Annotated in this window: 22 protein-coding genes; 8 read left to right on the forward strand and 14 right to left on the reverse strand. The window is 53.8% G+C overall.

The window, feature by feature from the left end; translation table 11 throughout:
- Positions 1 to 3: 3 nt before the first annotated feature.
- The 4 genes from ACFOSD_RS05060 to ACFOSD_RS05075 all read right to left on the reverse strand — a co-directional run bounded on the left by ACFOSD_RS05060 (position 4) and on the right by ACFOSD_RS05075 (position 5,239).
- A complete protein-coding gene (locus ACFOSD_RS05060; protein ID WP_380692841.1) occupies positions 4 to 1,026 on the reverse strand; it encodes an ABC transporter permease in 1,023 nt (340 codons plus the stop codon).
- A gap of 5 nt (positions 1,027 to 1,031) precedes the next feature.
- Positions 1,032 to 2,129, reverse strand: a complete 1,098-nt coding sequence (locus ACFOSD_RS05065) for a microcin C ABC transporter permease YejB (protein ID WP_380692839.1) — start codon at positions 2,127 to 2,129, stop codon at positions 1,032 to 1,034.
- A 42-nt stretch (positions 2,130 to 2,171) separates the two neighbouring features.
- On the reverse strand, positions 2,172 to 4,016 hold the full coding sequence (locus tag ACFOSD_RS05070; RefSeq protein ID WP_380692837.1) for an extracellular solute-binding protein: 1,845 nt from the start codon (positions 4,014 to 4,016) through the stop codon (positions 2,172 to 2,174).
- A 167-nt stretch (positions 4,017 to 4,183) separates the two neighbouring features.
- The gene (locus ACFOSD_RS05075; RefSeq protein ID WP_380692834.1) at positions 4,184 to 5,239 is read right to left on the reverse strand and encodes an alpha/beta hydrolase family protein; all 1,056 of its coding nucleotides are present in this window, start codon (positions 5,237 to 5,239) and stop codon (positions 4,184 to 4,186) included.
- A gap of 138 nt (positions 5,240 to 5,377) precedes the next feature.
- On the opposite strand from ACFOSD_RS05075, the gene ACFOSD_RS05080 reads away from it, so the two are divergent.
- On the forward strand, positions 5,378 to 6,400 hold the full coding sequence (locus tag ACFOSD_RS05080; protein ID WP_380692832.1) for a helix-turn-helix domain-containing protein: 1,023 nt from the start codon (positions 5,378 to 5,380) through the stop codon (positions 6,398 to 6,400).
- 151 nt (positions 6,401 to 6,551) lie between these two features.
- On the opposite strand, the gene ACFOSD_RS05085 is transcribed toward ACFOSD_RS05080, so the two are convergent.
- Together ACFOSD_RS05085 and ACFOSD_RS05090 are read right to left on the reverse strand one after the other, a co-directional pair.
- Entirely contained in the window at positions 6,552 to 7,166 is a 615-nt protein-coding gene (locus ACFOSD_RS05085) for a MarC family protein (protein ID WP_380694946.1), read from the reverse strand.
- 2 nt (positions 7,167 to 7,168) lie between these two features.
- Positions 7,169 to 8,665: a RimK family protein gene (locus tag ACFOSD_RS05090; protein ID WP_380692830.1), complete on the reverse strand. Its 1,497-nt coding sequence runs from the start codon at positions 8,663 to 8,665 to the stop codon at positions 7,169 to 7,171.
- Between the two features lie 95 nt (positions 8,666 to 8,760).
- On the opposite strand from ACFOSD_RS05090, the gene ACFOSD_RS05095 reads away from it, so the two are divergent.
- On the forward strand, positions 8,761 to 9,939 hold the full coding sequence (locus ACFOSD_RS05095) for a peptidase C39 family protein (protein ID WP_380692828.1): 1,179 nt from the start codon (positions 8,761 to 8,763) through the stop codon (positions 9,937 to 9,939).
- A gap of 72 nt (positions 9,940 to 10,011) precedes the next feature.
- On the opposite strand, the gene rph is transcribed toward ACFOSD_RS05095, so the two are convergent.
- The 4 genes from rph to ACFOSD_RS05115 all read right to left on the reverse strand — a co-directional run bounded on the left by rph (position 10,012) and on the right by ACFOSD_RS05115 (position 13,105).
- Positions 10,012 to 10,731: a ribonuclease PH gene (gene rph, locus ACFOSD_RS05100; protein ID WP_380692826.1), complete on the reverse strand. Its 720-nt coding sequence runs from the start codon at positions 10,729 to 10,731 to the stop codon at positions 10,012 to 10,014.
- A gap of 76 nt (positions 10,732 to 10,807) precedes the next feature.
- Positions 10,808 to 11,638 (reverse strand): shikimate dehydrogenase, encoded by an 831-nt coding sequence (gene aroE / locus ACFOSD_RS05105; protein WP_380692824.1) that lies wholly within the window; start codon positions 11,636 to 11,638, stop codon positions 10,808 to 10,810.
- Positions 11,635 to 12,534 (reverse strand): oxygen-dependent coproporphyrinogen oxidase, encoded by a 900-nt coding sequence (gene hemF, locus ACFOSD_RS05110; RefSeq protein WP_380692822.1) that lies wholly within the window; start codon positions 12,532 to 12,534, stop codon positions 11,635 to 11,637. Before hemF ends, aroE begins: the two co-directional genes overlap by 4 nt.
- Before the next feature lie 22 nt (positions 12,535 to 12,556).
- Positions 12,557 to 13,105, reverse strand: a complete 549-nt coding sequence (locus ACFOSD_RS05115) for an L-threonylcarbamoyladenylate synthase (protein WP_380692819.1) — start codon at positions 13,103 to 13,105, stop codon at positions 12,557 to 12,559.
- An 86-nt stretch (positions 13,106 to 13,191) separates the two neighbouring features.
- Between ACFOSD_RS05115 and ACFOSD_RS05120 the strand changes: the two genes are divergently transcribed.
- Both ACFOSD_RS05120 and ACFOSD_RS05125 read left to right on the forward strand, forming a co-directional pair.
- Positions 13,192 to 14,286 carry a sensor histidine kinase gene (locus tag ACFOSD_RS05120; RefSeq protein WP_380692816.1) on the forward strand — a complete coding sequence of 365 codons (1,095 nt, stop codon included), beginning with the start codon at positions 13,192 to 13,194 and terminating at the stop codon, positions 14,284 to 14,286.
- Positions 14,283 to 14,987 (forward strand): response regulator transcription factor, encoded by a 705-nt coding sequence (locus tag ACFOSD_RS05125; RefSeq protein ID WP_380692814.1) that lies wholly within the window; start codon positions 14,283 to 14,285, stop codon positions 14,985 to 14,987. Before ACFOSD_RS05120 ends, ACFOSD_RS05125 begins: the two co-directional genes overlap by 4 nt.
- Here the strand turns inward: ACFOSD_RS05125 and ACFOSD_RS05130 are convergent.
- The 4 genes from ACFOSD_RS05130 to ACFOSD_RS05145 all read right to left on the reverse strand — a co-directional run bounded on the left by ACFOSD_RS05130 (position 14,984) and on the right by ACFOSD_RS05145 (position 19,277).
- A complete protein-coding gene (locus ACFOSD_RS05130; RefSeq protein ID WP_380692812.1) occupies positions 14,984 to 16,306 on the reverse strand; it encodes a TrkH family potassium uptake protein in 1,323 nt (440 codons plus the stop codon). The genes ACFOSD_RS05125 and ACFOSD_RS05130 overlap by 4 nt on opposite strands.
- Positions 16,276 to 16,944: a potassium channel family protein gene (locus ACFOSD_RS05135; protein WP_380692810.1), complete on the reverse strand. Its 669-nt coding sequence runs from the start codon at positions 16,942 to 16,944 to the stop codon at positions 16,276 to 16,278. The genes ACFOSD_RS05130 and ACFOSD_RS05135 overlap by 31 nt, the downstream gene beginning before the upstream one ends.
- Positions 16,945 to 17,051: 107 nt before the next feature.
- Positions 17,052 to 18,149 carry a DNA-processing protein DprA gene (dprA, locus tag ACFOSD_RS05140; RefSeq protein WP_380692808.1) on the reverse strand — a complete coding sequence of 366 codons (1,098 nt, stop codon included), beginning with the start codon at positions 18,147 to 18,149 and terminating at the stop codon, positions 17,052 to 17,054.
- Positions 18,150 to 18,218: 69 nt separating this feature from the next.
- Positions 18,219 to 19,277, reverse strand: a complete 1,059-nt coding sequence (locus tag ACFOSD_RS05145; RefSeq protein WP_380692806.1) for a LysM peptidoglycan-binding domain-containing protein — start codon at positions 19,275 to 19,277, stop codon at positions 18,219 to 18,221.
- Between the two features lie 162 nt (positions 19,278 to 19,439).
- On the opposite strand from ACFOSD_RS05145, the gene def reads away from it, so the two are divergent.
- Genes def through trkA form a run of 4 tightly spaced genes read left to right on the forward strand, consistent with a single transcriptional unit; the run spans position 19,440 to position 23,624 of the window.
- Positions 19,440 to 19,943 (forward strand): peptide deformylase, encoded by a 504-nt coding sequence (gene def, locus ACFOSD_RS05150; RefSeq protein WP_380692803.1) that lies wholly within the window; start codon positions 19,440 to 19,442, stop codon positions 19,941 to 19,943.
- A gap of 52 nt (positions 19,944 to 19,995) precedes the next feature.
- On the forward strand, positions 19,996 to 20,940 hold the full coding sequence (fmt, locus tag ACFOSD_RS05155) for a methionyl-tRNA formyltransferase (protein WP_380692802.1): 945 nt from the start codon (positions 19,996 to 19,998) through the stop codon (positions 20,938 to 20,940).
- A complete protein-coding gene (rsmB, locus tag ACFOSD_RS05160) occupies positions 20,940 to 22,235 on the forward strand; it encodes a 16S rRNA (cytosine(967)-C(5))-methyltransferase RsmB (protein WP_380692801.1) in 1,296 nt (431 codons plus the stop codon). Before fmt ends, rsmB begins: the two co-directional genes overlap by 1 nt.
- Positions 22,236 to 22,247: 12 nt before the next feature.
- Positions 22,248 to 23,624 carry a Trk system potassium transporter TrkA gene (gene trkA, locus ACFOSD_RS05165; protein ID WP_380692800.1) on the forward strand — a complete coding sequence of 459 codons (1,377 nt, stop codon included), beginning with the start codon at positions 22,248 to 22,250 and terminating at the stop codon, positions 23,622 to 23,624.
- The last annotated feature ends 8 nt before the right edge of the window (positions 23,625 to 23,632 follow it).

Consider the following 23,632-nt stretch of genomic DNA (forward strand, 5'->3'; position numbering starts at 1 on the left):
TCCTTAGCGGGTGCGGCGCGGGTCAAGGGCGTCGCGCACCGCTTCACCGATGAAGGTTAATAGAATCAACATGACACCCAGCGTCACGAACACGGACACGCCAACCCACGGGGCGCGAATGTTGTTTTTACCTTGGTTGATCATCTCACCTAAAGACGGCGAGCCGGGCGGCAAACCAAACCCCAAGAAATCGAGGCCGCTGAGCGTCGTAACAGAACCCGAAAGAATAAACGGCAGAAAGGTAATGGTAGCAACCAGGGCATTCGGCAAAATATGCCGAAACACGATGCGACGGTCAGACAACCCCATGGCCCGGGCCGCCAGCACATATTCGAAATTGCGTACCCGCAGCGTTTCGGCACGCACCAGCCCCACCAAGCCCATCCAGCCAAACAGCAACAAGATACCCATCAATATCCAGAACGTGGGCTGTACGATGCTGGCAATGATGATGAGGATGAACAGCGTTGGCAGACTCGACCAGATTTCCAGCACGCGTTGGCCAAAGAGGTCGATCTTGCCACCGTAAAAACCCATCAACGCCCCCACGGCAATGCCCACAATGGAGGTCAGCACAGTGAGGGTGAAGCCAAACAAAATAGAAATACGCGTGCCGTACAGCAAGCGTGCCAGCACATCGCGGCCTTGGTCGTCTGTGCCCAACCAGTTTTCGGCGGACGGCGGGGCAGGTGCGGGGCGCGGTAAATCGTAGTTGATGGTGCGGTAGTTGAAACGGATGGGCGGCCACAGCATCCAGCCCTCGGCTTCAATCAGGTCGGCGATGAAGGGGTCACGGTAATCCGCCGTTACGTCGAAATCGCCCCCGAAATCCAACTCGGAATAGCTCTTGAAGACGGGGAAGAACATCTCGCCTTGATAGCGCACCATAATGGGCGATTCGTTGGCGATGAAGTCGGAAAACAGGCTGATACCAAACAAGATACTGAACAGCCAAAGGCTGATATAACCGCGGCGGTTGGCGCGAAAACGACGCAAGCGTTCCTGATTGATCGGGGTCATGGCCATACCGCTTACCTCGCTTCGAAGTCGATACGAGGATCGACCCAGGTGTAGGCGAGGTCACTGATGATGCCCATCAGCAAACCCATCAAACCAAACATATACAGGGTGCCAAACATCACCGGATAGTCACGCTGCAATGTAGCTTCATACCCCAATAAGCCCAAACCATCGAGCGAGAAGATGACTTCAATCAGCAAGGAGCCGGTGAAAAACACACTGATGAAGGCGGCGGGGAACCCGGCAATGATGATCAACATGCCGTTACGGAAGACATGCCGATAAAGGATGCGCTTCTCAGTGGCACCCTTGGCCCGCGCAGTCATCACATACTGTTTGTTGATTTCATCGAGAAAGGAATTCTTGGTCAGCATGGTCAGGGTGGCAAAGCCTCCGATAACCATAGCCAGCACAGGCAGCGTCAGGTGCCAGAAATAGTCGAGGATTTTTTCGTACCACAGCAGGTCGGCAAAGTTGATGGAAACCAGACCGCGCAACGGGAAGATATTCCAGTACGAGCCGCCGGCAAACAGGATGATCAGCAGGATTGCGAACAAGAACCCTGGAATGGCATAACCCACCAGCACCACCCAGGTGGTCCACACATCAAACTTGGAATGGTGACGCACGGCCTTAGCAATGCCGAGGGGAATGCATACGATGTAGATGATGAGCGTCGACCAGAGCCCTAACGAAATTGATACAGGTAGGCGCTCCACAATCAACTCAATCACGTTACGAGCACGAAACAAGCTGTCACCGAAGTCAAAGGTCAGGTAATCCTTCAACATAATGCCGTAACGTTGCCAGAAGGGTTTGTCGAAACCGAATTGTGCCTCGATTTCAGCGATCACCGCCGGGTCCAGGCCGCGTGCGCCGCGCGACGTGCGAGTGCCTTGTTCATCACTGGGCGTGGTGGCTTGTTGCACTTCGGAACCACCGCCAGAAAAACGGTCAGTGGCGTTGAAAAAATCCATCCCCATCATACCCGCAATGGCCTGATCAACCGGGCCACCGGGGGCGATTTGGATGATAGCGAAGTTCAACGTGATGATCGCCAGCAGCGTGGGGATCACCAACAACAAACGCCGGACAATATAGGCGCCCATCCGGTTACCGCGCTCCTATGCTGCTCACCCGATACCGGCACATCAGCGACGCAACCGGGCCGCTTTTTCGTTGTCCTGCCACCAGGTTTCCGTTCCGATGGCGTATTTAGGCCGTATGGCGGGGCGATCGAATTTGTCCCAGGTCGCTATCCAGAAGGAATCATTGTACCAATTGGGAATGACGTAGAAATTCCACATCGCCACCCGGTCAAACGCATGACCGTAAGCTTTGAGCATTTCTTCGTTTTCCTGATTTTCCACAATGCCGTCGATCAGGGCATCAATCACCGGGTCTTGCACACCGGCACGGTTCCACGAGGAATCAATGAAATCCGAGCGCCACGCAATGCGCATACCCGAAGCCGGGTAGGCATTTGCACTGTAGCCACCCATCGCCATATCGAAGTCAAACTCGCGGGTACGATTCAAATACTGTGCGGTGTCGATCACCCGAATGGTCATGGTGATGCCCATACGCTCCAAATTACGCTGTAAGGGCAAGGCCACCCGCTCAAAGGTCGGTGTATAAAGCAGCAATTCAAATTCAAACGGCTCGCCGGTTTCGCTGTTCACCAAACGTTGGTCGCGTAGCTCCCATCCGGCTTCGCGCAATAGACCCAAGGCTTGCCGCGTTTCACTGCGCAAGGTGCCGGAGCCATCGGTGACGTTCGGCCGATAGGCTTCACCAAACACTTCGGGCGGCAGTTGGTCACGATAGGGCTCGAGTATCGCCAACTCCTGTTCGGAGGGTAGGCCACTGGCTTCGTATTCGGTGTTTTGGAAGTAACTGTAGTTGCGAGAATAGGCGCCATAAAAGATGTTCTGATTGAGCCACTGAAAATCCATCGCCAGATTGATGGCTTGGCGTACTCGACGATCCTGGAACAGGGGGTTTTGGGTATTGAACAAGAAGGCCTGCATGCCTTGCGGAATTTCATGCGGCAGTTCTTCCATTTTAATGTCGCCGCGAGTTAAGGCCGGGCCAACATAGTCTTCGGCCCACTGTTTGGCGACATTTTCCTGCCGGAAATCGTATTCACCGGCTTTAAAGGCTTCTAACGCTACGGTGCTGTCGCGGTAATAGTCGTAGCGGAAGGTATCAAAATTATTGGTGCCTTTACGCACCGGCAGATCCGCGGCCCAGTAGTCCGTCACCCGCTCGTAGGTGACGTATTGGCCCATGGCGTAATCACTGATGCGGTACGGGCCGCTCGATAACGGCGGTTCGGTTAAGGGTTCGCCCAAATCTCGCTCGGCCCAGAAATGGCGCGGCAGTACGACCGTGCTGGCCAGGCTGGAAACGTAGTCTTTGTTCGGCTCCGCAAAGCGAAACATCACCTGTTGGTCGGATACGGCCGTTACATCGGTGACCCCTTCATAATAGGAGCGGTACTGCGGTACGCCTTGCTCAAAGAATTTGTTAAAACTGAACACCACATCCTGCGCGGTAATCGGGGTGCCGTCATGGAAACGAGCCGCCGGGTTGATGTGAAAACTCACCCAAGAATAATCCGTAGGATACTCGATGAATTCCGCGATCAGGCCATAGTACACACTGATTTCATCGCTGCTGGTGGTCATTAAGGTATCGTACAAGCCATCGGCACCAATAACGGACTCACCCCGACGCGCATAGCGGTTAAAGCTGTCGAAGCCGCCCGTGGTGGCCAGCCGCATGCTACCGCCTTTGGGGGCTTCCGGATTCACATATTCGAAATGGGCGAAATCAGCCGGATATTTGGCTTCGCCACGCACCGCAAAGGCATGCGATTTGATGATGTCGACCGATTCGTGTTCGTCGGCCAGCACCGCATTCGACCCCAGTAGGCCAACCAGCAGACAAAACAAGACTACCCCATAATGAACGGACGCTTTACGCAGTGACATGAACAGACCCCTTTGAACGATGAATGACGTACTCTGGCTGGGCGGCCATTTTTTATTCTGTTGTTTAAGATACACAAAAACCTGCACTTTGGTTTAGGGTATTTTCAAAATCACTGCAAAAAAAACCCGCCATGAAGGCGGGTTTTTGGGTTCAAGACAGGTTGAGCTTAGTTTTTTATTTGGCCTTCGTTCAGGGTCAGAAAGTCAATCACAGCAGACTGTACTTGGAAATGTATGTCTTCGCGGTTCGAGTATTCAGGATCATCACACACCGCATCCTCACCTTCTTCTTCAAGAATGAGCGAACCGGCAGGAGTACAAAGTGGCAACATTGAAAAGTGGTACGCAGGTGCGATTTCAATCATCTCTGAATAAGGTAAAAGCGCAGAAAAACCGCTACCATCGACGCCTATATTGGTGGCATCTAATCGATCCTTACCGCGCCCTAGCTGGATTAGAAGAACATCAGCGCTGAGTGTTGCCACATCTCCAGACTCTATGCCGAACGTCAGACCGGGATCAATCGCTACTACCTGGCTTATCCGTGCGTCACCGTAGTATCCATCCCAATGCTTTTCGTGCAAGGAGTTTAAATCGATGCCTACACGCTGAATATCATTACAGTGTTGTGTAGCTTGTTCCGAACAATGATTGACATATCCTGCCAGATTGCCACGAACGCCTGCCATAGAAAGTGCTGTCCAACCTCCATATGAGAAGCCAACGACAGATATTCGAGTCGAGTCAATCAAGGATGAAAAATCTGGATCCTTCAATATGGCGTCCAACACCAATTTTAAATCCTGGGTTCGTGTCCAGTGTTCGAGCCCAGCCCGCATATCAAAATCAAGAACTGTGCTATTGGGGTGGTTTACAGCTACGACAATTGCGCCTGAACGAGCCAAGGCGGAGGCTAACCAACCCTGTGCACCATAGTGCCCTCCTAACCCATGTGATACTAATATCAAAGGGTATCGACCTTGTTTAATAGGTGCATTTTGCGCCACCTGATAGGGCAAAAATACGGCATTGCCGCCGAATGGCTGTGTAATTTCTTGCTCAGAGACTGGGTACCAAACGGCATAATTCATTACCTTCTCATGGTGCGGAGCATATACAGAGTTTTCATATATACCTGCCGCATCTGCCAACATGAAGACCGGAATAAGAAGTATTGCAATTGTCAGTCCGGTTTTATTCAGAGCCTGTATAGCTTTTTTCATTAGATAAACTCGTTCTCGAATGGATTCGACCTCAGCATGACGGAGATGCCGAGTTTATGCGTCTTGGAACAGGATTTAGGATGTTCTAAAAGCTGTTTTAGGACATAATTTCCCCACATTTATGCAGAAATTCTCTATATGCTTTCCATTCCTCTGCCTTTTGTGCTTTCAATCCTTTTACTTGTTTTAGCCGGAAATATATTCGTTCACCGAACCGGTTCAACACATATGGCCGCATACTTTCTGGTCATGTGTGCAGCCACGACGACGCTGGTGGGCCTCCGTTGGTTAATGGATTGGTCTATTCTTCGGACCATCCAACCTATTGCTGCTTCTGCTATTCCGGTTATGGCTTGGTGGGTCTTTTCTCGTGCCTATACTGGTCGACCTTTGACTTGGTGGCATGGGATTATTCCAGTATCCATAACAGTAAAGTCTTTAGCGCCTGCAGTGTGGATGCCATCTATTGATCTTATGCTTATGACCGCCTACATCTTCTACGCGACAGCGTTTTGGCGCGCAGCAAGGTCGGAACGACATACACCGGAAAATGTTCCTTTAACCAACCTCTCACTTGCAAGATTTAATACCCAAATGGCAAGTCTGGCTCTGTTGGCAACTGCACTGGTGGACGTCGCCATATCATTGAATTTCATCTTTTGGGACGGTGCTTATTCAATGTTTTTCCTATCTATGGGTCATATCATCATGCTACCAGTACTAGCGTTGGCGGTAGTTTGGATAGGTGCAAATACTCAAGCAGACTCGATGCAGCAAAATAAACTAGAAGGATCAAGAGCAAACAAACTTTCTAGTGAGGATGCAAAACATATAATTTCTCTTTTAGAGGACGTAATCTGCGAACAGAAATTGTTTTTGGATCCTAACCTAACGTTGAACCGTCTAGCAAGAAAGGCCGGTATTCCGGGTCGCCTAGTATCGAGCGCAGTAAATCAAAACCAGGGAAGAAATCTCTCGCACTGGATAAATGGGTATCGTATAGAAGAAGCTAAAAAACTACTGAAACAGTCGAACAAACCAGTGTCAGAAATATACCTAGAAGCTGGTTTTCAAACGAAATCAAACTTCCATCGGGAATTTGCTCGTCAGGTGGGATCTACTCCAACAGACTATCGAAAAGCGATGACATCAAGCGCTTAAGCGATTCCATTTAAATCGTATTCTTTTGCAGCAACTTTGATACTTCTGACCATACCGGCGACATGAAGTCTTACGAATTGCGTTGTTTCGGCACAAGAACAGCGTATTTCACGAAGTCGTCATCTATTAAAAAACACCTCTACCCTTGGCGCTAAACCCCAAACCACAGATTGCGCGCCCCGGTAAAGACAATCTGCGACGCCATGGCCGCCAGCACCAAGCCGGTGATTTTGCTGAGGATGTTCAGGCCGGTTTTGCCCAGAATCTTCTCGATGCTCGAGGCCAGCAACAGCAATACCATTAAGGCACCTAACGCGCCAAACACCGCCAGCAAACCGACGAAGGTTTCCAGCCAGGTGGGTAGGTCGGCCGAAATGACCAAAATTGCCCCGATGGTGGCTGGTCCAATAATGGTCGGAACCGCTAAGGGCACGACGGCAACGTCATCACGCGGGCCGCTGGACTGCGGTAAATCGGTGGCGTGACTGCGCTCGCCACTGCTCACCAAACTCACCGCCGACAAGAACAGTAGAATCCCAGCACCCACCCGAAACGCATCCAAGGTAATGCCCAACATGGCAAACAAGGCCGTGCCGAAAAAGAACAGTATCACCACGATAACCGCAGCCGAGCCTATAGCCCGGCGGATGATACGGCGCTTTTCGTTGGCACTGTCGCCTTTGGTCAGCGCCAGAAACATCGACACTACAAAGAACGGGGCGAACAGAAAGAAAAACTGTATCCAGGTGGTGAAAAACAAACTCAACATCAGCGGCGGCTCCCGGTACGCTTCAACTCCAAGCGCCGTAAAAATTCTTCCATGATGAGGGTATAGAGTTCATCGCCGAGGAACTTGTCTTCCACGGCGGAATCTACGTTCGGGTTGTCGTTCACTTCAATCACCACGACTTTGTCACCGCTTTGTTTCAAGTCGACGCCATACAGGCTGTTGCCAATGAGGCTGGCGGCTTTAACAGCGGCTTTCACCACCTTGGGCGGCGCTTCATGCACGGCCATGGTGCGGAACCCGCCGGTTTGGACTTTGCCGGTACCACTTTGGTGGTTGTAAATTTGCCAATGGCCTTTGGTCATGAAGTATTGGCAGGCGAAAATGGGTTTGCCGTTCAGCACGCCGATGCGCCAGTCGTAGTCGGTGTACATAAACTCTTGCGCTAACAACAACGACGAGCGTTTGAAAAGCGCCGCCGTTTGCGCTTTAAATTCCGCTTCATCTTTTACCTTCACCACACCGCGCGAAAAGCTGCCATCGGGAATTTTTAACACCAAGGGGTAACCCAAGGCTTCAGCGGCGGCGGCCAAGTCCTGCGGGCGGTCTTTACTGATGATGCGGGTCGCCGGGGCAGGCACTTTATGGGTAGCTAAGAGGTCGGCCAAGTACACCTTGTTGGTGCATTTTAGAATGGATTCTGCATCGTCCATCACCACCATGCCTTCGCTTTCGGCTTTTTTAGCAAAACGATAAGTGTGGTTGTCGATGCCGGTGGTTTCGCGGATGAACAAGCCGTCAAATTCAGCCAAGCGGCCAATGTCGGCTTTGCCAATGGTTTCAACGTCGATGCCCAACCGTTTGCCCGCTGCGATGAATTTTTTCAGCGCCACGCGGTCCGACGGCGGCATGGCTTCGTTCGGGTCCACCAACATGGCCAGATCGTAGCGTGCACTGCGCCGCGAACGTGGTTTACGCCACACTTTGCGGCTGAATTGGTCTAAAGCTTGAGCGAAAGCATCTTCTTCATGTTCTGCCAGTTGGTACAACGCACCGGCTTTCAAATTTTGGATATGCCAAGCGTTGGCGGAATCCTGCTCGAACACCACACGCAAAATCGGCGCGGAAAATTGTTCAAACAACTGGCGGCCAAGGGATGCCAGCGCTTCTATGGGTGACTGACCGAAGTAAAAGGCTACCTCTACCTGCCGTACGTCCGAGAGCGCATTGTCCTGGCTCAGCTTTTTCAAGGTGCTGTTGAGGTCATCCATTTGCAAGCTATAGATGGCCTTACGGCCGAGGTCGTTTAAGGTACGCACATTGGGTAGCACTTTTTGCCCGCGCGCCTCAGCGAGCAACGAACAGTAATAGCCATTACTCAGGTATTGGTATTTGCGGCACAGGTTCAACACCCGCGTTCCGGTGGGGCGACTGCCTTCCGGTTGGGTTAAGTAATCCTGAAAGGTCACCACATTATCGGTCGGATAATAGGATTTCCAGTCTTTCAGTTTGTCGACCACAATGAGTAAATCGGCCATGAATCTGCCTTGACGAAAAATGAATGAATAAGCAGGATGTTTTTCTACATCAGCACAGCGTAATCTACTGTGATGCCGTAATCATAGGTGAGTAAATGACTCAGCGCCATACCGTTTCCCCAACCCCGACCGTTGCGGTAGCCCACCCAACACTTCGGCAAGCCACCAGCGCCGATATCGGGGCGTTAGCGACCTTAGAACAACAGTGTTTCCAAACCGACCGGTTAAGTAAACGCAGTTTTCGGCGCTTGATTCAACGTGACACCGCCGATTGCTGGCTGGCGGAGCGGGACGGCGAATTGCTGGGCTATGTACTGGTGCTTTACCGTCGGGGCACGGCGCTGGCGCGGGTATATTCCTTGGCCGTCTCCCCGGCGGCCCAGGGTTTAGGCTTAGGTCGCGTGCTGATGCAACATGCCGAACAAGCCGCTGATGAGCATGGTTGTATTCACATGCGCTTGGAAGTACGGCAGGATAATGCGTCGGCCTTACGGCTGTATAAGGCCATGAATTACCGTCAATTTGGTGCCGTAGACGACTATTATGAAGACCACAGCCCAGCGTTACGCTTTGAAAAGCGCATCCACCGTTTTCAGGGCCGCGCCGTTACCCCCATTACGTTTTACGCCCAAACCACTGAATTTACCTGCGGCCCGGCCTCATTGATGATGGCGATGCGCGCCCTAACCCCGGAACTGGCTTTTGACCGGGCGTTCGAGCTGCAGCTCTGGCGCGAAGCCACCACCATCTTTATGACCTCGGGCCACGGTGGCTGCAGCCCTCACGGGTTAGCGCTTGCGGCTGGGCGACGCGGTTATACCGTGGATTTGTTTGTGAACAACAGCGGGCCATTATTCACCGAAGGCGTACGGAATCCCGACAAAAAAGCGGTGTTGGAGGTGGTGCATGATTCCTTTGTTGCCGAATTGGCGGCACAACATATTCCGATTCATACCCAGGTGCCGGATGCGGCAACCCTGGCTCAATGGGTGATGCAGGGTGCGATTCCGCTGGTGCTGATCAGCAGTTACCGCTTCACCCGCGAGAAAGCCCCGCATTGGGTGGTCGTTTCGGCCGCAGATGAACGTTATTTATACCTGCACGACCCGGAGATTGAAGATGATGATGAAGCGTCGGCGACAGACAACGTCTATGTCCCTGTTCCATACGCGGACTTCGACCGCATGGCACGGTTTGGGCAAAACGCCCTCCGCACCACCGTGGTGCTCTCGCAATCGGGTGTACTGGCGGTTCCATCAAGCACCGAACAATGAAGCCTGTGCCGACTTAACCTTAACCGCCAGTGCTTATCTCTACGATACAGATAATACTCCGGAAGCGTCCGACTAGGCGTCGCGTAGCACTTGGGTTTGCTGGTCCAGCAGGGTGCGAATGCCTTCCGCTGCCAAGCTCAGCAAACTGTTCAACTGTTCGGGCGTCATGGGTTCACCTTCTGCCGTGCCCTGAACTTCCACAAAGCCACCTGTACTGGTCATGATGACGTTCATGTCGGTATCGGCATTGGCGTCTTCGGCGTAGTCCAAATCCAACACCGGTTGGCCTTGGTAAAGCCCGACCGACACCGCAGCCACCATGTGTTTAAGCGGGTCGGTTGTGATGATTTTATTGCGCTGCAGATGGCGTAAGGCGTCGACCAATGCAACACAGGCACCGGTAATGGCCGCCGTGCGAGTGCCACCGTCGGCTTGCAACACGTCGCAGTCGAGGGTGATGGTGTTTTCGCCCAAAGCCTTCATGTCGATGGCGTTGCGCAGGGCACGCCCGATCAGCCGACCGATTTCTACAGTACGGCCACTTTGTTTGCCTTTGGCGGCTTCACGCATGTTACGGGTGTTGGTGGCGCGTGGCAGCATGCCATATTCCGCCGTAACCCAGCCCTCACCTTTGCCACGCATGAACGGTGGCACACCTTCTTGAACGGAGGCGGTGCAGAGCACACGCGTATCGCCAAAGCTGACCAACACCGAGCCTTCGGCGTGTTTGGTGAAATGACGTTCGAAAGTGATGGTGCGAAGTTCGTTCAGAGCGCGGCCACTAGGTCTCATGCGGTTTCCTGTCGTTGTGTTGAGGGGTGTAAGAACCGACAGTCTAACGGCTGTAGGGATTAATCCCAAATTTCGTCTAGGTGACGGCGGTAAGTTCGCGCCGCAATGCGGTCATCACCGGCTCGGCATCCGGCGTCAAGCCAGTCCAAATAGTAAAGGCCGCTGCGGCTTGCGATACCAACATACCCAGCCCATCCAGGGTACGGGTGACGCCTTGTGATTGGGCCCAGGCATTAAAGGCCGTGTCATTGGCACCGTACATCATGTCATAGGTGACGGTATCTGGCCTTAACACTGTCGCAGGCATATTAGGCAACGCACCTTGCAAACTTGCACTGGTGCCATTGATTACCACATCAAAGGTGCCCGATAGATCGTCCATACTGGCGGCGTGAATGGGACCAAAGGGTGCAAAAATATCACGCAGTTGCTCGGCTTTAAGGACCGTACGGTTAGTGACCACCAACTCTCGTGGTTGTTTCTCCAGTAGTGGCCCTAAGACACCGCGTACGGCGCCGCCGGCGCCCAGTACCAAGATTCGCTTACCATGCAGCTCGACGCTCTGGCGCTCGGTGAGGTCGTGCACTAAGCCAATGCCGTCTGTGTTATGGCCAACGATACCGTCCGGAGTGTGGTGCAGTGTGTTCACGGCTGCGGCCAAACGCGCGCGCGGACTCAGTTCGTCGGCCAGTACATAGGCTTCTTCTTTATAAGGTACGGTCACGTTCAAGCCGGTATAGCCTTCCTGAAAACGCTTCTGTACCTGCTCGGCAAAGGTACCCGGGGTAATTTCTATCGCGCCGTAGGCGAGATCGAGCCCCAACTGCAAGGCGAACGCGCTGTGAATACGTGGCGATTTGCTGTGCGCAACGGGGTATCCGATCACCGCGCAGTGCATGGTGCTCATAGCCAGTCCTTACGTTGTAATGTGTGTTCCAGCAGGCGCTCTTCAGCCGAGCCGGGAATGGGGTGATGGTTGTAGTGCCACTCCACTTTCGGCGGCAAGCTCATCAGGATGGATTCGGTACGACCGCCGGATTGCAGACCAAAAATGGTGCCTCTGTCCTGTAGTAAGTTAAATTCGACGTAACGACCACGACGATACGCTTGCCATGCGCGCTCGCGTTCGCTATAGGTCATGTCCTTACGCCGTTGTACGATGGGTAAATAAGCCTCTAGATAGCCGTGCCCTACGGCCTGCATGAATTGAAAGCAGGTATCAAAACCCCATTCATGCAGATCATCGTAAAATAAGCCTCCGATACCCCGCGGCTCTTTGCGGTGCGGTAGGTAAAAGTAGCGGTCACACCAGTCTTTAAAATTAGGGTAAACCGTTTCGCCAAAGGGCAAGCAAAGGTCACGCGCGGTCCTGTGCCAATGTTCGCCGTCTTCGTCAAAGCCGTAGTAAGGGGTCAGGTCAAAACCACCGCCGAACCACCAGATAGGGTCTTCACCGGGTGCTTCGGCCACAAACAAGCGCACATTGGCATGTGAGGTCGGGACGTACGGATTGCGCGGATGGATAACCAAGGAGACGCCCATAGCCTGCCATTGCCGACCCGCCAGTTCGGGCCTGTTCGCCGCGGCCGAGGGCGGTAATTCGCGGCCAAACACATGGGAAAAGCCGACTCCGGCTTTTTCAAACACATCGCCATCGGCCAAAATGCGGGTTATGCCTCCACCGCCTTCAGGGCGCTGCCAAGTATCCGCCGCAAAAGTAGCGCCGGTTTCCTCCGCTTCAAGCGTGGCACAGATGTGCGATTGCAATTGTTGCAGAAACGTTTTTACGTCATTAAGTTGCATGAACTTTCCTTACGGGGGACCATCAGCGCAATTGCCGTCCGGTCCTTAAATCGAAGATGCTACTGGGCTTACTTTGCCCACCTAAAGCACCGGGAATCACCACGGGGACGTGACGGCCAAACCACCGGCGAATTTGCAACGCATTGCGTGCGGGCTCTTTTCCGGAATGGTTTGCACTGGTGGACACCACGAGGCTGTCCAATTCTTTGGTCAGGCGCTGCACGCCGGGATGAGCACTCAAACGCACCGCAACGCTGTCGTTATTGCCCATGATCCACTGCGGCATGCTGGGCGGATGCGGTATTAACCAGGTTACCGGCCCGGGCCAGGTTTCGTAAAGTGGCTTTTTTTCGTCTTCCGACAAGTGCGCCAATACTGGCTCAAGTTGGGCCCAAGTACCAGCCGCCAAAATCAGGCCCTTACCGGCGGAACGGTTTTTTACCGCTTGCAGCCGACGGACCGCATCTTCATTAAAAGGGTCACACCCCAACCCCCAAACAGCTTCGGTCGGGTAGGCCAGAAGTTGTCCGTTATAAAACGCGCGGCGAATCTGTTGCCAGTTTTGTCTCATGGTTTTTACTACGCATTAGGTTCTATACTGAGGGGGTATTTTTTGACCCCCAATCTACGCCTTATGATACAGCCGTCGTGCCCAATATGAAAAACGCATCAACCGTAAAAGCCGGGTCAGCAGCGGTATTTTCCACAGCAGCGCCGATCGCCCTTTCTTTGCTTTCTCTGCGCTGGCTGGATAGCCAAGCCTACACTGTGCCGCTGTTGCTGTGCTTATTGTGTGTGGTGTTGGTATCCATCAATGGCCCGCGTTGGTCGGGTTGGGTCTGCGCACTCATCAGTGCCCTATGTTTTAACTATTTTTTTACCGCGCCGGTACGCAGCCTGACCATGACGCACTTGCCTGATATCGTCACCATTCTGGTGTTTCTAGCCTGTGCTGCGTTGATTAGCCAACAAACGCAACGGATGCGCGAACAAACAGAAAAAAGTCTGCAGGCGGACCGTTTATTGTTAGCGCAACGTGCCGAGAACGAACGCGAGCAACTGCGGTTTGCCTTAATGTCGTCGTTATCACACGACCTAAAAACTCCACTGGTCACCATGATGGGCTCCGCCAGTAGCCTCAAGGAACTGCGCCAAGACTTATCCGAGCAAGATCAGGAAGACTTGGTCGACGCCATCCTCAGCGAAACACACCGGCTGCACAAATACATTGGCAATTTGTTGGACATTACGCGCTTGGGGACTGGCGAGCTGGCCTTGGATCGACAATGGATCGGCATCCACACGCTCATTCATGCCCTAGAACGCCGGGTTCACAAGGCGTGGCCGGATACCCGTCTTGAGGTTCATGTCCCATCCGAACCCACTGAACTCTATGTACACCCGGCACTGATCGAACAAGCACTGTTTAATGTGGTGGATAATGCGTTTAAATTTTCGCCGCAAGATTTACCAGTGACGTTGAATGTTCGGGTCACTGCAAAGGCGATAGAAATTGACGTTATTGATCAGGGTCCCGGCATACCACCGGCGCTGCGGGTGCGCGCACTCGCGTGGTTTGATACCCTTGGTCGCGGTGACCACCATGCGGCGGGCGATGGCCTTGGGTTAGCCATCGCCAACGGGATGATCGGGGCGCATGGTGGGCAATTGTTGATTCTCGACCCGGTAAAATACGAATCAGGCACCTGTATTCGTATCGTTATGCCTAGAATTGTCGCAGCAACGTCATGACCACGATCTTAATCATTGATGATGAACCGCAAATACAGCGCTTTTTGGCCATTAGTTTGCGCTCGCAAGGGTATCAAGTGGTGAGCGCGCTGAATGGGCAGGAAGGCCTCGTACAAGCTGCGGTGGCGCAACCGGATTTGATTCTACTCGACCTCGGCCTGCCGGATGTGGACGGTCAACACATACTCAAAACGTTGCGTTTGGAACGTCAAACACCCGTTATTGTGCTTTCCGTCCGCGCCAGCGAGCACGATAAAGTCGAGGCGCTTGATCACGGCGCCAATGACTACGTGGAGAAACCTTTCAGCGTTAAAGAATTACTCGCACGCATCCGCCGACTGCTGCGTGACCGCGTAATGACCGTTCAGGAAGGCTATGATGATGGGGTATTCGCATTAAACGCGCTGGAGCATAAGGTGACCTATGCCGGGCAGCCCGTTCATCTCTCGCGCAAGGAATTTGCCTTGTTAAAAGCGTTGGTGGAACATCCCGGCCGATTATTGACGCAAGAACATCTACTGCACCACATTTGGGGCCGTGCGTATCAAGACCAAACGCACAACTTGCGCATTCTGGTCGGCCGTTTACGGGCCCGTTTGGCCGACCACGGGCTGTCGCCGCAGTGTATCGAAACCGAACCCGGGGTTGGCTATCGCTTTAACCCACCCCTTTCCAATGCGCCGGATCGCAGTGCTTCTTAGCCGAGGTTTAAGTTGCCACCGGCATACCGCAGTGGCCGCTCAGGACGCCCGGCCAGCGCCGCAAACAACATAACTGGAGATACCTTACCCACCAGCATAATCACGATGATCAACAATTTGCCATGATCACCCAAGCTGCCGGTAATTCCCAGCGAGAGGCCCACCGTACCCAGGGCCGACACCACTTCAAAAATCACCGCTACAGGGCTTAGCTCCGGCTCAAGTGCCAACAGCAAAATGCACATGAACGACAACAAGGCCAGCGTCAGTACGAGGATACCGGACGCCCGCAATAACTGTTCAACCTGTAACGTGCGTCCGAGTAGCCGCGTACTGTTCCGCCCCTGTACCGCCGCCACCAAACCAGTCAGTAGCAACACAAAGGTGGTCAACCGAATACCGCCTGCGGTGGAGCCAGGGCCTGCACCGATCACCATATTGATCATCATAAAAGCCTGACTGGCGTGGCTCATCTCGGCGATGTCGACCGAGTTAAATCCTGCCGTGCGGGTCGTGGCCGCTTGGAAAAAGGCATGGGTAAGCCGCCAGCTGCCTTCGCCCAGTACCGGACTATTCCGTTCAAAAAATAACAACAACACCGTACCCAATAAGAGCATACCCAAGGTGCCATACAGCATGATGCGGGTATGGATGCTCAACGCTGTTTTTGGCATCACGCATTCAAACACCACCACAAAGCCAAGCCCGCCAAAAATAAACCCCATGGCGTGCAACCAGATAATGGGCTGACCACCCGGTACCGACATTAGCGAGTCGGAATACAGGGCGAATCCGGCATTATTGAACGCAGAAATGGCATGAAACAGACCATAGCCCAATGCTCCCCAACCCTTAACCGGCCACCAAACCGTGGCCAGTATCAGGGTCATCAAGGTGACCGAGCCCAAACTGAACAACACCACGAAACGAATTAAGACAAACAACGACACGTTTTCGCTCAATTGCGCCGTGACACCGAGCGTCGATTGGGCACGCAAGGAAATTCCCTGTTTGTAACCCAATAGGAGGAGCGTACCGATCAGCATATACCCGAGGCCGCCGACCTGTATCAGGAATGCGATGACGGTTTGGCCAAAGGCCGTAAAATCCCCGGCGGTGTCCATGGTAATCAAGCCGGTTACCGTAATGGCCGACATGGCGGTAAACAGAAGATCCAGTAACGGAATGGGCGTGGTGCGGCTGAAGGGCAAGGCCAACAGCAGTGTCCCCACCACAGCACCTGCCACAAAAAACTGCAGCAATGCACCACCGGGGGTATCCCAAAACTTTAAGCGGGTGACGACATGAGTGATGGCCATGCAAAACCCTCTCCCGTCGTACTTAACAGTAATACCTTGTCACCGGGGTACAAGCATTCCGGTGCTTCCAACAGCGGTTCGTAGTGGCCATTATGTTTGCGCGATACGGCCAGTAAGTTCATGCCTTGCCGCTTCACCGCGCGCATAAAGTCACTGCGTGAGGTGCGTTGGTAGATGTCGATTTCGGCCACATATTGCGCATCATTCAGCTGCATTTGCTGCGCCATATCTGGATGACGAAGGGTACGTCCGGCCCGACGTCCCATTTCTTCTTCCGGACTGATCACTTTCTGTACGCCTAAACGGGTGATCAAAGCAGCATGATAGCGGTCTTGTACCTTACACCATAGGTTGGTCACACCGGCTTCTTGGAGGTTGATGACCGTCATTAAGCTGTTCTTAATGTCGCTGCCAATGGCCACCACGACGGTTTTGAATTGCAGCCAGTCGATGGCTTTTATGGCTCTTGGGTTGGTGCAATCGGCGATGATGGCTTCACTGACCTCATCGGCCATGTCATTCACTTTTTGCTCATTTTTGTCGACCACGAGCACTTCAAGGCCATTCTTCTGTGCCTCTTCCGCGAGCGTTGCGCCGAAGCGACCCAGCCCAATCACTGCAATTCGATTTTTTGCCACAACACCGGCTCCGTTATGATGTAAGTCGCCAGTGTACGCGCCTGAGGCGTATCAATTCCGCTACGTAATTCGGTTTGCCTGTATCAATGGCGTATCAATGCGACGGTTTAGGGCACCAAACGCACATAGGACCCTCCTTGCGGCTGAATCAGACCACTCAATTCCATATCCAATAGAGATTCATATAAGGCATTGGGTGCACAGTCTAGGGTGCTGGCCAAGGTTTCGAGTGCGGTCGGTTCTGTACCGATAAGGTGCAACAGTTGCTCTTGTAGCGAGTCAAGCGCGCGTGCATCGGTCTCCAATGGTCCATCTTGCAAGCCAAAATGTTCGGCCACATCCTGGACCTGCTGCACCAACTCTGCTCCGTCCCGAATCAATTGGTTGCAACCTTGTGCGCCCGGGTAGTATGGGTGACCGGGCACGGCCATGACCTCGCGGCCATAGTCTGCACCCAGGCGGGCAGTAATCAAGGAACCACTTTTGGGGGCGGCCTCCACGACCAGAATCGCTTGCGCCAAAGCGGCAACGATGCGATTTCGGCGCGGAAAATTTCCCGGGGCAGGCGGTGTCGATGGACAATGCTCGGTGACCACTGCGCCGCGTTCGGCCATGGCTTCCAAATACCGCGCGTGGGCTGGGGGGTATATTCGTTCGAAGCCGCTGCCCATAACCGCCACAGTACGCCCGTTAACCGCGAGCGCCGCTCGATGCGCGGTGATATCGATACCCGCTGCCAATCCGCTGGTAATGACCACGCCCTGTGCCGCCAAGAACTGACACCAGTCCTCCGTTAATTGTTTGGCGGGTGCACCGGGTCGTCGGCTCCCTACCACCGCCAGTTGCGGCATGGCCAAAACGCCGGGGTCACCCTGCACGTACAGCACGGACGGAAAGTCATGCAGCGTTTGGGTTAATTGCCATGGATAGAGCGGGTGGGATGGTGTAAGCAGATGATGATTGGGCATAGCTTGCCAATTCATGATGCGTTTCAGTTCGGGCAGCTCGCCCCACGGGTCACGCACAGCTGCGAGTAACCGTTGTTGAACATCGGTTGGCCAGCGCAATAACGCCAAGGCATCGGGTTGGAGGTTGGCTAGACAGTTCGGTGAACCAAAGGCACTGAGAAATTGGGTTAGACGGCGCCCACCAATACCGGGCACCAGGTGCAGTATTAGCCACTGCAGCGTTTGTTGTTCAAGCATAAGAATCCCTTGTGCATGTATCTTCCTTAACCGGCCGTGCCCGAGGGCACAGCGCAGTCGTTATGTCCGTTACGGCAGATTACGAATGGCGGGCATTTGAAACCGATCCCCGACCGCCATAGTGTTGGTGGCTTCCAGCACCAAGCCATACGCCATACGTTCGAAGACGCGAAATACCATCAGTCGCCCGGCCTGCGCCTCTGGCAGACGTATCATTTCATTGGTCATAGGATCCTCCACCACGGCGCCTTGGCGCACGATGTCGAATACCTGACCGGGCTCCATACCCGCTGACGCGCCCTGATTCAACAGCACCACATTGAATTGACCGATCATGCTCAAGCCGTCGGCAACATCCACAATTTGGCCTGCTAAGCCTTCCGGCGGTGTGGATGGAATAAAGCGTGACGCGTTGGTTTGCCGCTCGCTCAACAACAAGCGATCACCCAGCCGTACATTGGTCCGGCTATTTATGAGGTACAGGCGAGCAACGTCACCTTGCAGGGTTTCAATTTCAGCTTGCCCCAGCGCTATCGCCTCAATGCCCAAAAATGCATCGGTTACCGGATCGCGGTACGTGGTGCCCGGGCGAAACACTTCGTACAATACGCCTTCTTGTGACCAATCACCCCGAGCGAAAAAGCGATCACCGCCACCCAATACAATGCGCCCCTCTTCGCCACTGATCACATATGGCGCTTCTGCCAACTCTGTACCATCGACAATTTGGTTGCTGGACAGAAAAGGCTGAATGTATTCACGCGGAATGGCATTAATGGCTTGATCGACCGGGAAAAAGCGCACCGCGGGCTGCAAGCGCACGACACCGTCTTCCGCCATGTCCGGCGTTAGTTTCACCGTGTCGGCCTCTGGGCTGCGGGCCAAGGTGGTGATTCTTGGGCTGTCGTCCACCCATTGCAGGCCAATGACATCGCCGGGATAAATTAAATGGGGATTATCGATCTGTGGATTTTGATACCATAGGTCGCTCCAGCGCCAAGGACTGCGCAAAAACCGGTTGGCGATGTCCCATAGGGTATCGCCGGATTGCACTACATAGCGCTCAGGAACATCTTCGCGCAGCGCCGTGACGTCGGCGACGGCTATTCCGGCAAGACAACTTGCCAAGAGGAGTCCGATAAGACGTTTCCTCATCGTGCGATTCCCTATATCATTTGTGATCAATGCAGCTACTTTAAACCATATTAGACGGTCTGCAAACGAGACAGCGTCCATATTGCGAAGCGGTTCCGGTTTCTTACCCGGAGCCTGGGAGTTTTTACACAGATTATGGCTATTTTAGACATCCTCGAGTTTCCTGATCCTCGCTTACGAACTCAGGCCAAACCGGTGAGCGTGGTGGATGACACCATTCGCAAACTTGCCAGCGACATGCTGGAAACCATGTATGAGGCACCCGGTATTGGCCTGGCGGCAACGCAGGTCAATGTGCATCAACGGGTCATCGTGGTGGACGTGTCGGAAGAACAAAATGATCCACACGTTTTCATCAATCCGCAAATTGAACGCCTGGGCGATGAGATTCTTTACCCCGAAGGCTGTTTGTCAGTGCCGGGCTACTATGAAGAAGTGTCCCGGCACAACCATATTCGGGTCACCGCGCTGAATACCCAAGGTGAGTCCTTTACCTTGGAAGCCAAAGATTTGTTCGCTATTTGTATCCAACACGAATGCGATCACTTGGATGGCAAATTGTTTGTGGATTATTTGTCCACACTCAAGCGCAATCGTATCCGCAAGAAGCTGGAAAAGGCACATCGGGAAGCGGGCTGATTAAGGCCCGCCGCGCAGTTGTTTTCTTCTCTTTCTACCTAAGGTAGTCGCTATGTCTTCGGTTCCGCGTATTATATTTGCGGGTACACCTGAATTTGCTGCCCGCCCATTGCAAGCCTTGATTACGCACGGCTATTCCCCGGTCGCTGTGTATACCCAACCGGACCGACCAGCAGGCCGAGGCCGACAGCCGACCGCATCGCCGGTGAAAACGGTAGCCACGCTGGCGGGCATTCCGGTCGAACAACCGGAGCGCTTGCGCGACAATGGCGACGCTCTGGAACGTTTACACGCCTACCACGCCGATTTGATGATTGTGATCGCTTACGGCTTGTTACTGCCACAAGCGGTATTGGACACCCCACGTATGGGTTGTGTGAATGTGCATGCGTCACTGTTACCCCGTTGGCGCGGTGCCGCGCCGATTCAACGCGCCATTGAAGCGGGTGATACTGAATCCGGCGTTTGCTTGATGCAGATGGACGCCGGGCTGGATACCGGCCCCGTTATCAGCCAGCAGCGGGTCAGTATTGTTGCGGATATGAACGCCGGTGATTTGCACGATGCCCTGGCCGAAGCGGGCACGGCGTTATTGTTGGATTTTTTACCACGGGCCGACACGATGCTGGCTAAAGCGCAAGCCCAACCCGAGATTGGTGTTACCTATGCGCACAAACTTACGAAAGACGACGCGTGCTTAGACTGGCAAGAGTCGGCCGTGGCTTTGGAACGCCGAGTGCGGGCCTTTAACCCATGGCCGGTGACTTTTTTCCGTTGGCGTGACCAAATCTATCGCGTGCGATCGGCTCGCGCTACGGATGGTCCTGCGGCCGCACCGGGCACGGTGCATTTAAAGGGCGATCAGGTTCAGGTCGCGTGTGCGGAGGGCTGGCTAACGTTGCTCGACATTCAACCGCCGGGCAAAAAAAGCATGGACATCGCCGCGTGGCGACGAGGCCAAGGGCAAGCACTGCAACATGGCGAGGTTTTATCCTAATGGCCCGAACCCGTTTGGCCGCTGCTCGCACCGTACTGCGCGTGTGGCAAGATCGCACATCCCTGAGCGAGGCTCTGCCCGCTGCTTTGGCTGAAGTTCCGGCACGCGATAAAGGGCTGTTGCAAGCCTTGGTGTATCAAACCATTCGCCATTTTCAGGAGCTGGAAGCCTTAGCCAACAGTGCACTCAGTAAACCACTGCGTAAAAAAGATCTGGATGTGTTCTGTTTACTGTTGGTCGGCTTATGTCAGGTACGCTTTTTGTCCATCCCCGATCATGCCGCAGTCACCACAACGGTTGATGCGGCGCGCTTGTTAAAGAAAGACTGGGCGCGGGGACTGCTCAATGCCGTTTTACGCAAGGCCACGTTGGGCCATTTACAAGCCCACTTTAAAGAGCCAGCGCGCTGGAACCACCCGCAGTGGTTGATAGATACCTTGCGCAGTGCGTGGCCCAATGACTGGCAAGCCATATTGCAAGCCAACCAAGAACCGGGGCCTTTAACCCTGCGTCTGAACCTGCACAAGCAAAGCCGCGACGCCTATTTAGCGCGCTTGCAGGAATGGGAGATCGCTGCCCGCCCCACCATCGTCAGTCCGTTCGGTGTTACGCTGGAAGGCGGTATGGACGTGACCACCTTGCCGGGGTTCCTGGACGGTGAATTGTCGGTACAGGATGAAGCGGCACAGATGGCCGCGTATTGGTTAGACCCACAACCCGGTCAACGCGTTCTGGATGCTTGCGCCGCACCCGGGGGTAAAACTGGGCATATATTGGAACTCATCCAAGGTCAGGGTGATGTGATCGCTGTTGACCAAGACAGCCGTCGCTTGGTGCGGGTTGAAGAAAATCTGGCGCGCCTTGGCTTGCCCGCCATGCTGCATTGTGCCGCCGCCGAGGATACTTCCAGCTATTGGGACGGCAAACCCTTTGACCGCATTTTGCTGGACGTCCCCTGCTCCGGCACCGGCGTGATTCGCCGCCACCCGGACATAAAAATGTTGCGCCGCCCGGAAGACATCCATGCCTTGGTCGAAACGCAACGGCGTATTTTAGATGCCGTTTGGCCGCTGCTGAAACCGGGCGGTTATATGTTGTACGCCACCTGTTCCGTGCTACCCGCGGAAAATGAAGCCCAGATGGCTTCATTTATAGCGCGTACGAAGGATGTAGCACCTGCCGCTATCCCGGCAACGTCGCATGGACTTCCGTTGAAATACGGTCAACAATGGCTACCGCAAAAAGGCGCTTCGGATGGATTTTATTTCGCGCGTTTACAGAAGCTTCCCGGTTAAGCGGACGACACCATGAAAATAGTCATATTGGGTGCGGGGCAAGTGGGTGGATCACTCGCCAGCACCTTGTCACATGAAGACAACGACATCACCTTGGTCGATACCGATGCAACGCGTTTGCGCGAGCTACAAGACCGCTTGGATATTCGTACCGTGCAGGGGCTGGCTTCGCACCCACATGTGTTGATGCAAGCCGGTGCCGATGATGCCGATATCATCATTTCGGTGACCAACAGCGATGAAGTCAACATGGTGGCCTGTCAGGTGGCCCATTCGCTGTTTCGCACGCCGACTAAAATTGCCCGTATCCGCCACCCGAATTATTTGCGCCGCGCGGATCAATTGTTTCAGAATTCCGCTATACCCATTGATGTTTTAATCAGCCCGGAACAGGTGGTGTGCGATTACATTCAACGCCTGATTGAACACCCTGGCGCCTTGCAGGTACTGGATTTTGCCGATGGCAAGGTACAGCTCGTAGCGGTAAAAGCCTTTCATGGTGGGCTACTGGTGGGCCAGGAGCTGGGCTATTTACGGCAACATATGCCCAACGCCAAGACGCGTGTAGCGGCCATCTTCCGTAAAGACCGGGCCATCCTGCCACGGGGTAACACCATCATCGAAGCCGATGACGAGGTGTTCTTCATCGCCGCTAAAGAAGACATTAAAGGCGTCATGAATGAATTGCGGCGCAAGGAAACCGCCTATCGGCGCATCATCATTGCGGGCGGTGGCAACATCGGCTTTCGTTTGGCCACCGCCATCGAATCACGCTATCGCCTGAAGGTATTGGAGCGCAATACCGAGCGCTGTGCCTATCTGTCGGAAAACCTTAATCAGGCTCTGGTGTTGCAGGGCGATGCTTCCGATCAGGAATTGCTGCTGAGCGAAAACATCGAAGACACCGACATCTTTATGGCGCTGACCAATGACGATGAAGCCAACATCATGTCATCCATGCTCGCCAAACGTCTGGGTGCGCGCAAAGTCATGGCGCTGATCAACAACCCCGCCTATGTGGATTTGGTGCAAGGCGGCGAAATTGACGTAGCCATTTCACCGTCACAAGCCACCATCGGCACCTTGTTGGCGCATGTGCGCCGTGGCGATATTGTCAATGTACACTCATTGCGACGTGGTGCGGCGGAAGCCATTGAAGCCGTAGCGCATGGGGATGCCGCCAGTTCCAAGGTCATCGGCAAAGCGGTAGAGGATATCGACCTGCCGGAAGGCACGACCATCGGCGCTGTGGTGCGTAACGACGAAGTCATCATCGCCAACAATCGCTTGGTGATTGAATCCGACGATCATGTGATTCTTTTTCTGGTCGATAAACGTCGTACCGCCGATGTGGAACGCTTGTTTCAGGTGGGCCTTACTTTTTTCTAAGCAGGGAA

The sequence above is a fragment of the Salinispirillum marinum genome, from assembly GCF_042650105.1.
GTDB classification, from domain to species: Bacteria; Pseudomonadota; Gammaproteobacteria; order Pseudomonadales; family Natronospirillaceae; genus Salinispirillum; species Salinispirillum marinum.

What these genes read in the sequence shown, in the direction of transcription:
- aroE (WP_380692824.1), bottom strand. Translation starts at nt 11,638, where the DNA reads ATGAGCACCATGCACTGCGCGGTGATCGGATACCCCGTTGCGCACAGC.
- ACFOSD_RS05130 (WP_380692812.1), bottom strand. Translation starts at nt 16,306, where the DNA reads ATGGCCATCACTCATGTCGTCACCCGCTTAAAGTTTTGGGATACCCCC.
- fmt (WP_380692802.1), top strand. Translation starts at nt 19,996, where the DNA reads ATGTCTTCGGTTCCGCGTATTATATTTGCGGGTACACCTGAATTTGCT.
- ACFOSD_RS05070 (WP_380692837.1), bottom strand. Translation starts at nt 4,016, where the DNA reads ATGTCACTGCGTAAAGCGTCCGTTCATTATGGGGTAGTCTTGTTTTGT.
- ACFOSD_RS05115 (WP_380692819.1), bottom strand. Translation starts at nt 13,105, where the DNA reads ATGAGACAAAACTGGCAACAGATTCGCCGCGCGTTTTATAACGGACAA.
- hemF (WP_380692822.1), bottom strand. Translation starts at nt 12,534, where the DNA reads ATGCAACTTAATGACGTAAAAACGTTTCTGCAACAATTGCAATCGCAC.
- ACFOSD_RS05120 (WP_380692816.1), top strand. Translation starts at nt 13,192, where the DNA reads ATGAAAAACGCATCAACCGTAAAAGCCGGGTCAGCAGCGGTATTTTCC.
- ACFOSD_RS05060 (WP_380692841.1), bottom strand. Translation starts at nt 1,026, where the DNA reads ATGGCCATGACCCCGATCAATCAGGAACGCTTGCGTCGTTTTCGCGCC.
- ACFOSD_RS05075 (WP_380692834.1), bottom strand. Translation starts at nt 5,239, where the DNA reads ATGAAAAAAGCTATACAGGCTCTGAATAAAACCGGACTGACAATTGCA.
- ACFOSD_RS05080 (WP_380692832.1), top strand. Translation starts at nt 5,378, where the DNA reads ATGCTTTCCATTCCTCTGCCTTTTGTGCTTTCAATCCTTTTACTTGTT.
- ACFOSD_RS05095 (WP_380692828.1), top strand. Translation starts at nt 8,761, where the DNA reads ATGACTCAGCGCCATACCGTTTCCCCAACCCCGACCGTTGCGGTAGCC.
- rsmB (WP_380692801.1), top strand. Translation starts at nt 20,940, where the DNA reads ATGGCCCGAACCCGTTTGGCCGCTGCTCGCACCGTACTGCGCGTGTGG.
- dprA (WP_380692808.1), bottom strand. Translation starts at nt 18,149, where the DNA reads ATGCTTGAACAACAAACGCTGCAGTGGCTAATACTGCACCTGGTGCCC.
- rph (WP_380692826.1), bottom strand. Translation starts at nt 10,731, where the DNA reads ATGAGACCTAGTGGCCGCGCTCTGAACGAACTTCGCACCATCACTTTC.
- ACFOSD_RS05125 (WP_380692814.1), top strand. Translation starts at nt 14,283, where the DNA reads ATGACCACGATCTTAATCATTGATGATGAACCGCAAATACAGCGCTTT.
- trkA (WP_380692800.1), top strand. Translation starts at nt 22,248, where the DNA reads ATGAAAATAGTCATATTGGGTGCGGGGCAAGTGGGTGGATCACTCGCC.
- def (WP_380692803.1), top strand. Translation starts at nt 19,440, where the DNA reads ATGGCTATTTTAGACATCCTCGAGTTTCCTGATCCTCGCTTACGAACT.
- ACFOSD_RS05065 (WP_380692839.1), bottom strand. Translation starts at nt 2,129, where the DNA reads ATGGGCGCCTATATTGTCCGGCGTTTGTTGTTGGTGATCCCCACGCTG.
- ACFOSD_RS05090 (WP_380692830.1), bottom strand. Translation starts at nt 8,665, where the DNA reads ATGGCCGATTTACTCATTGTGGTCGACAAACTGAAAGACTGGAAATCC.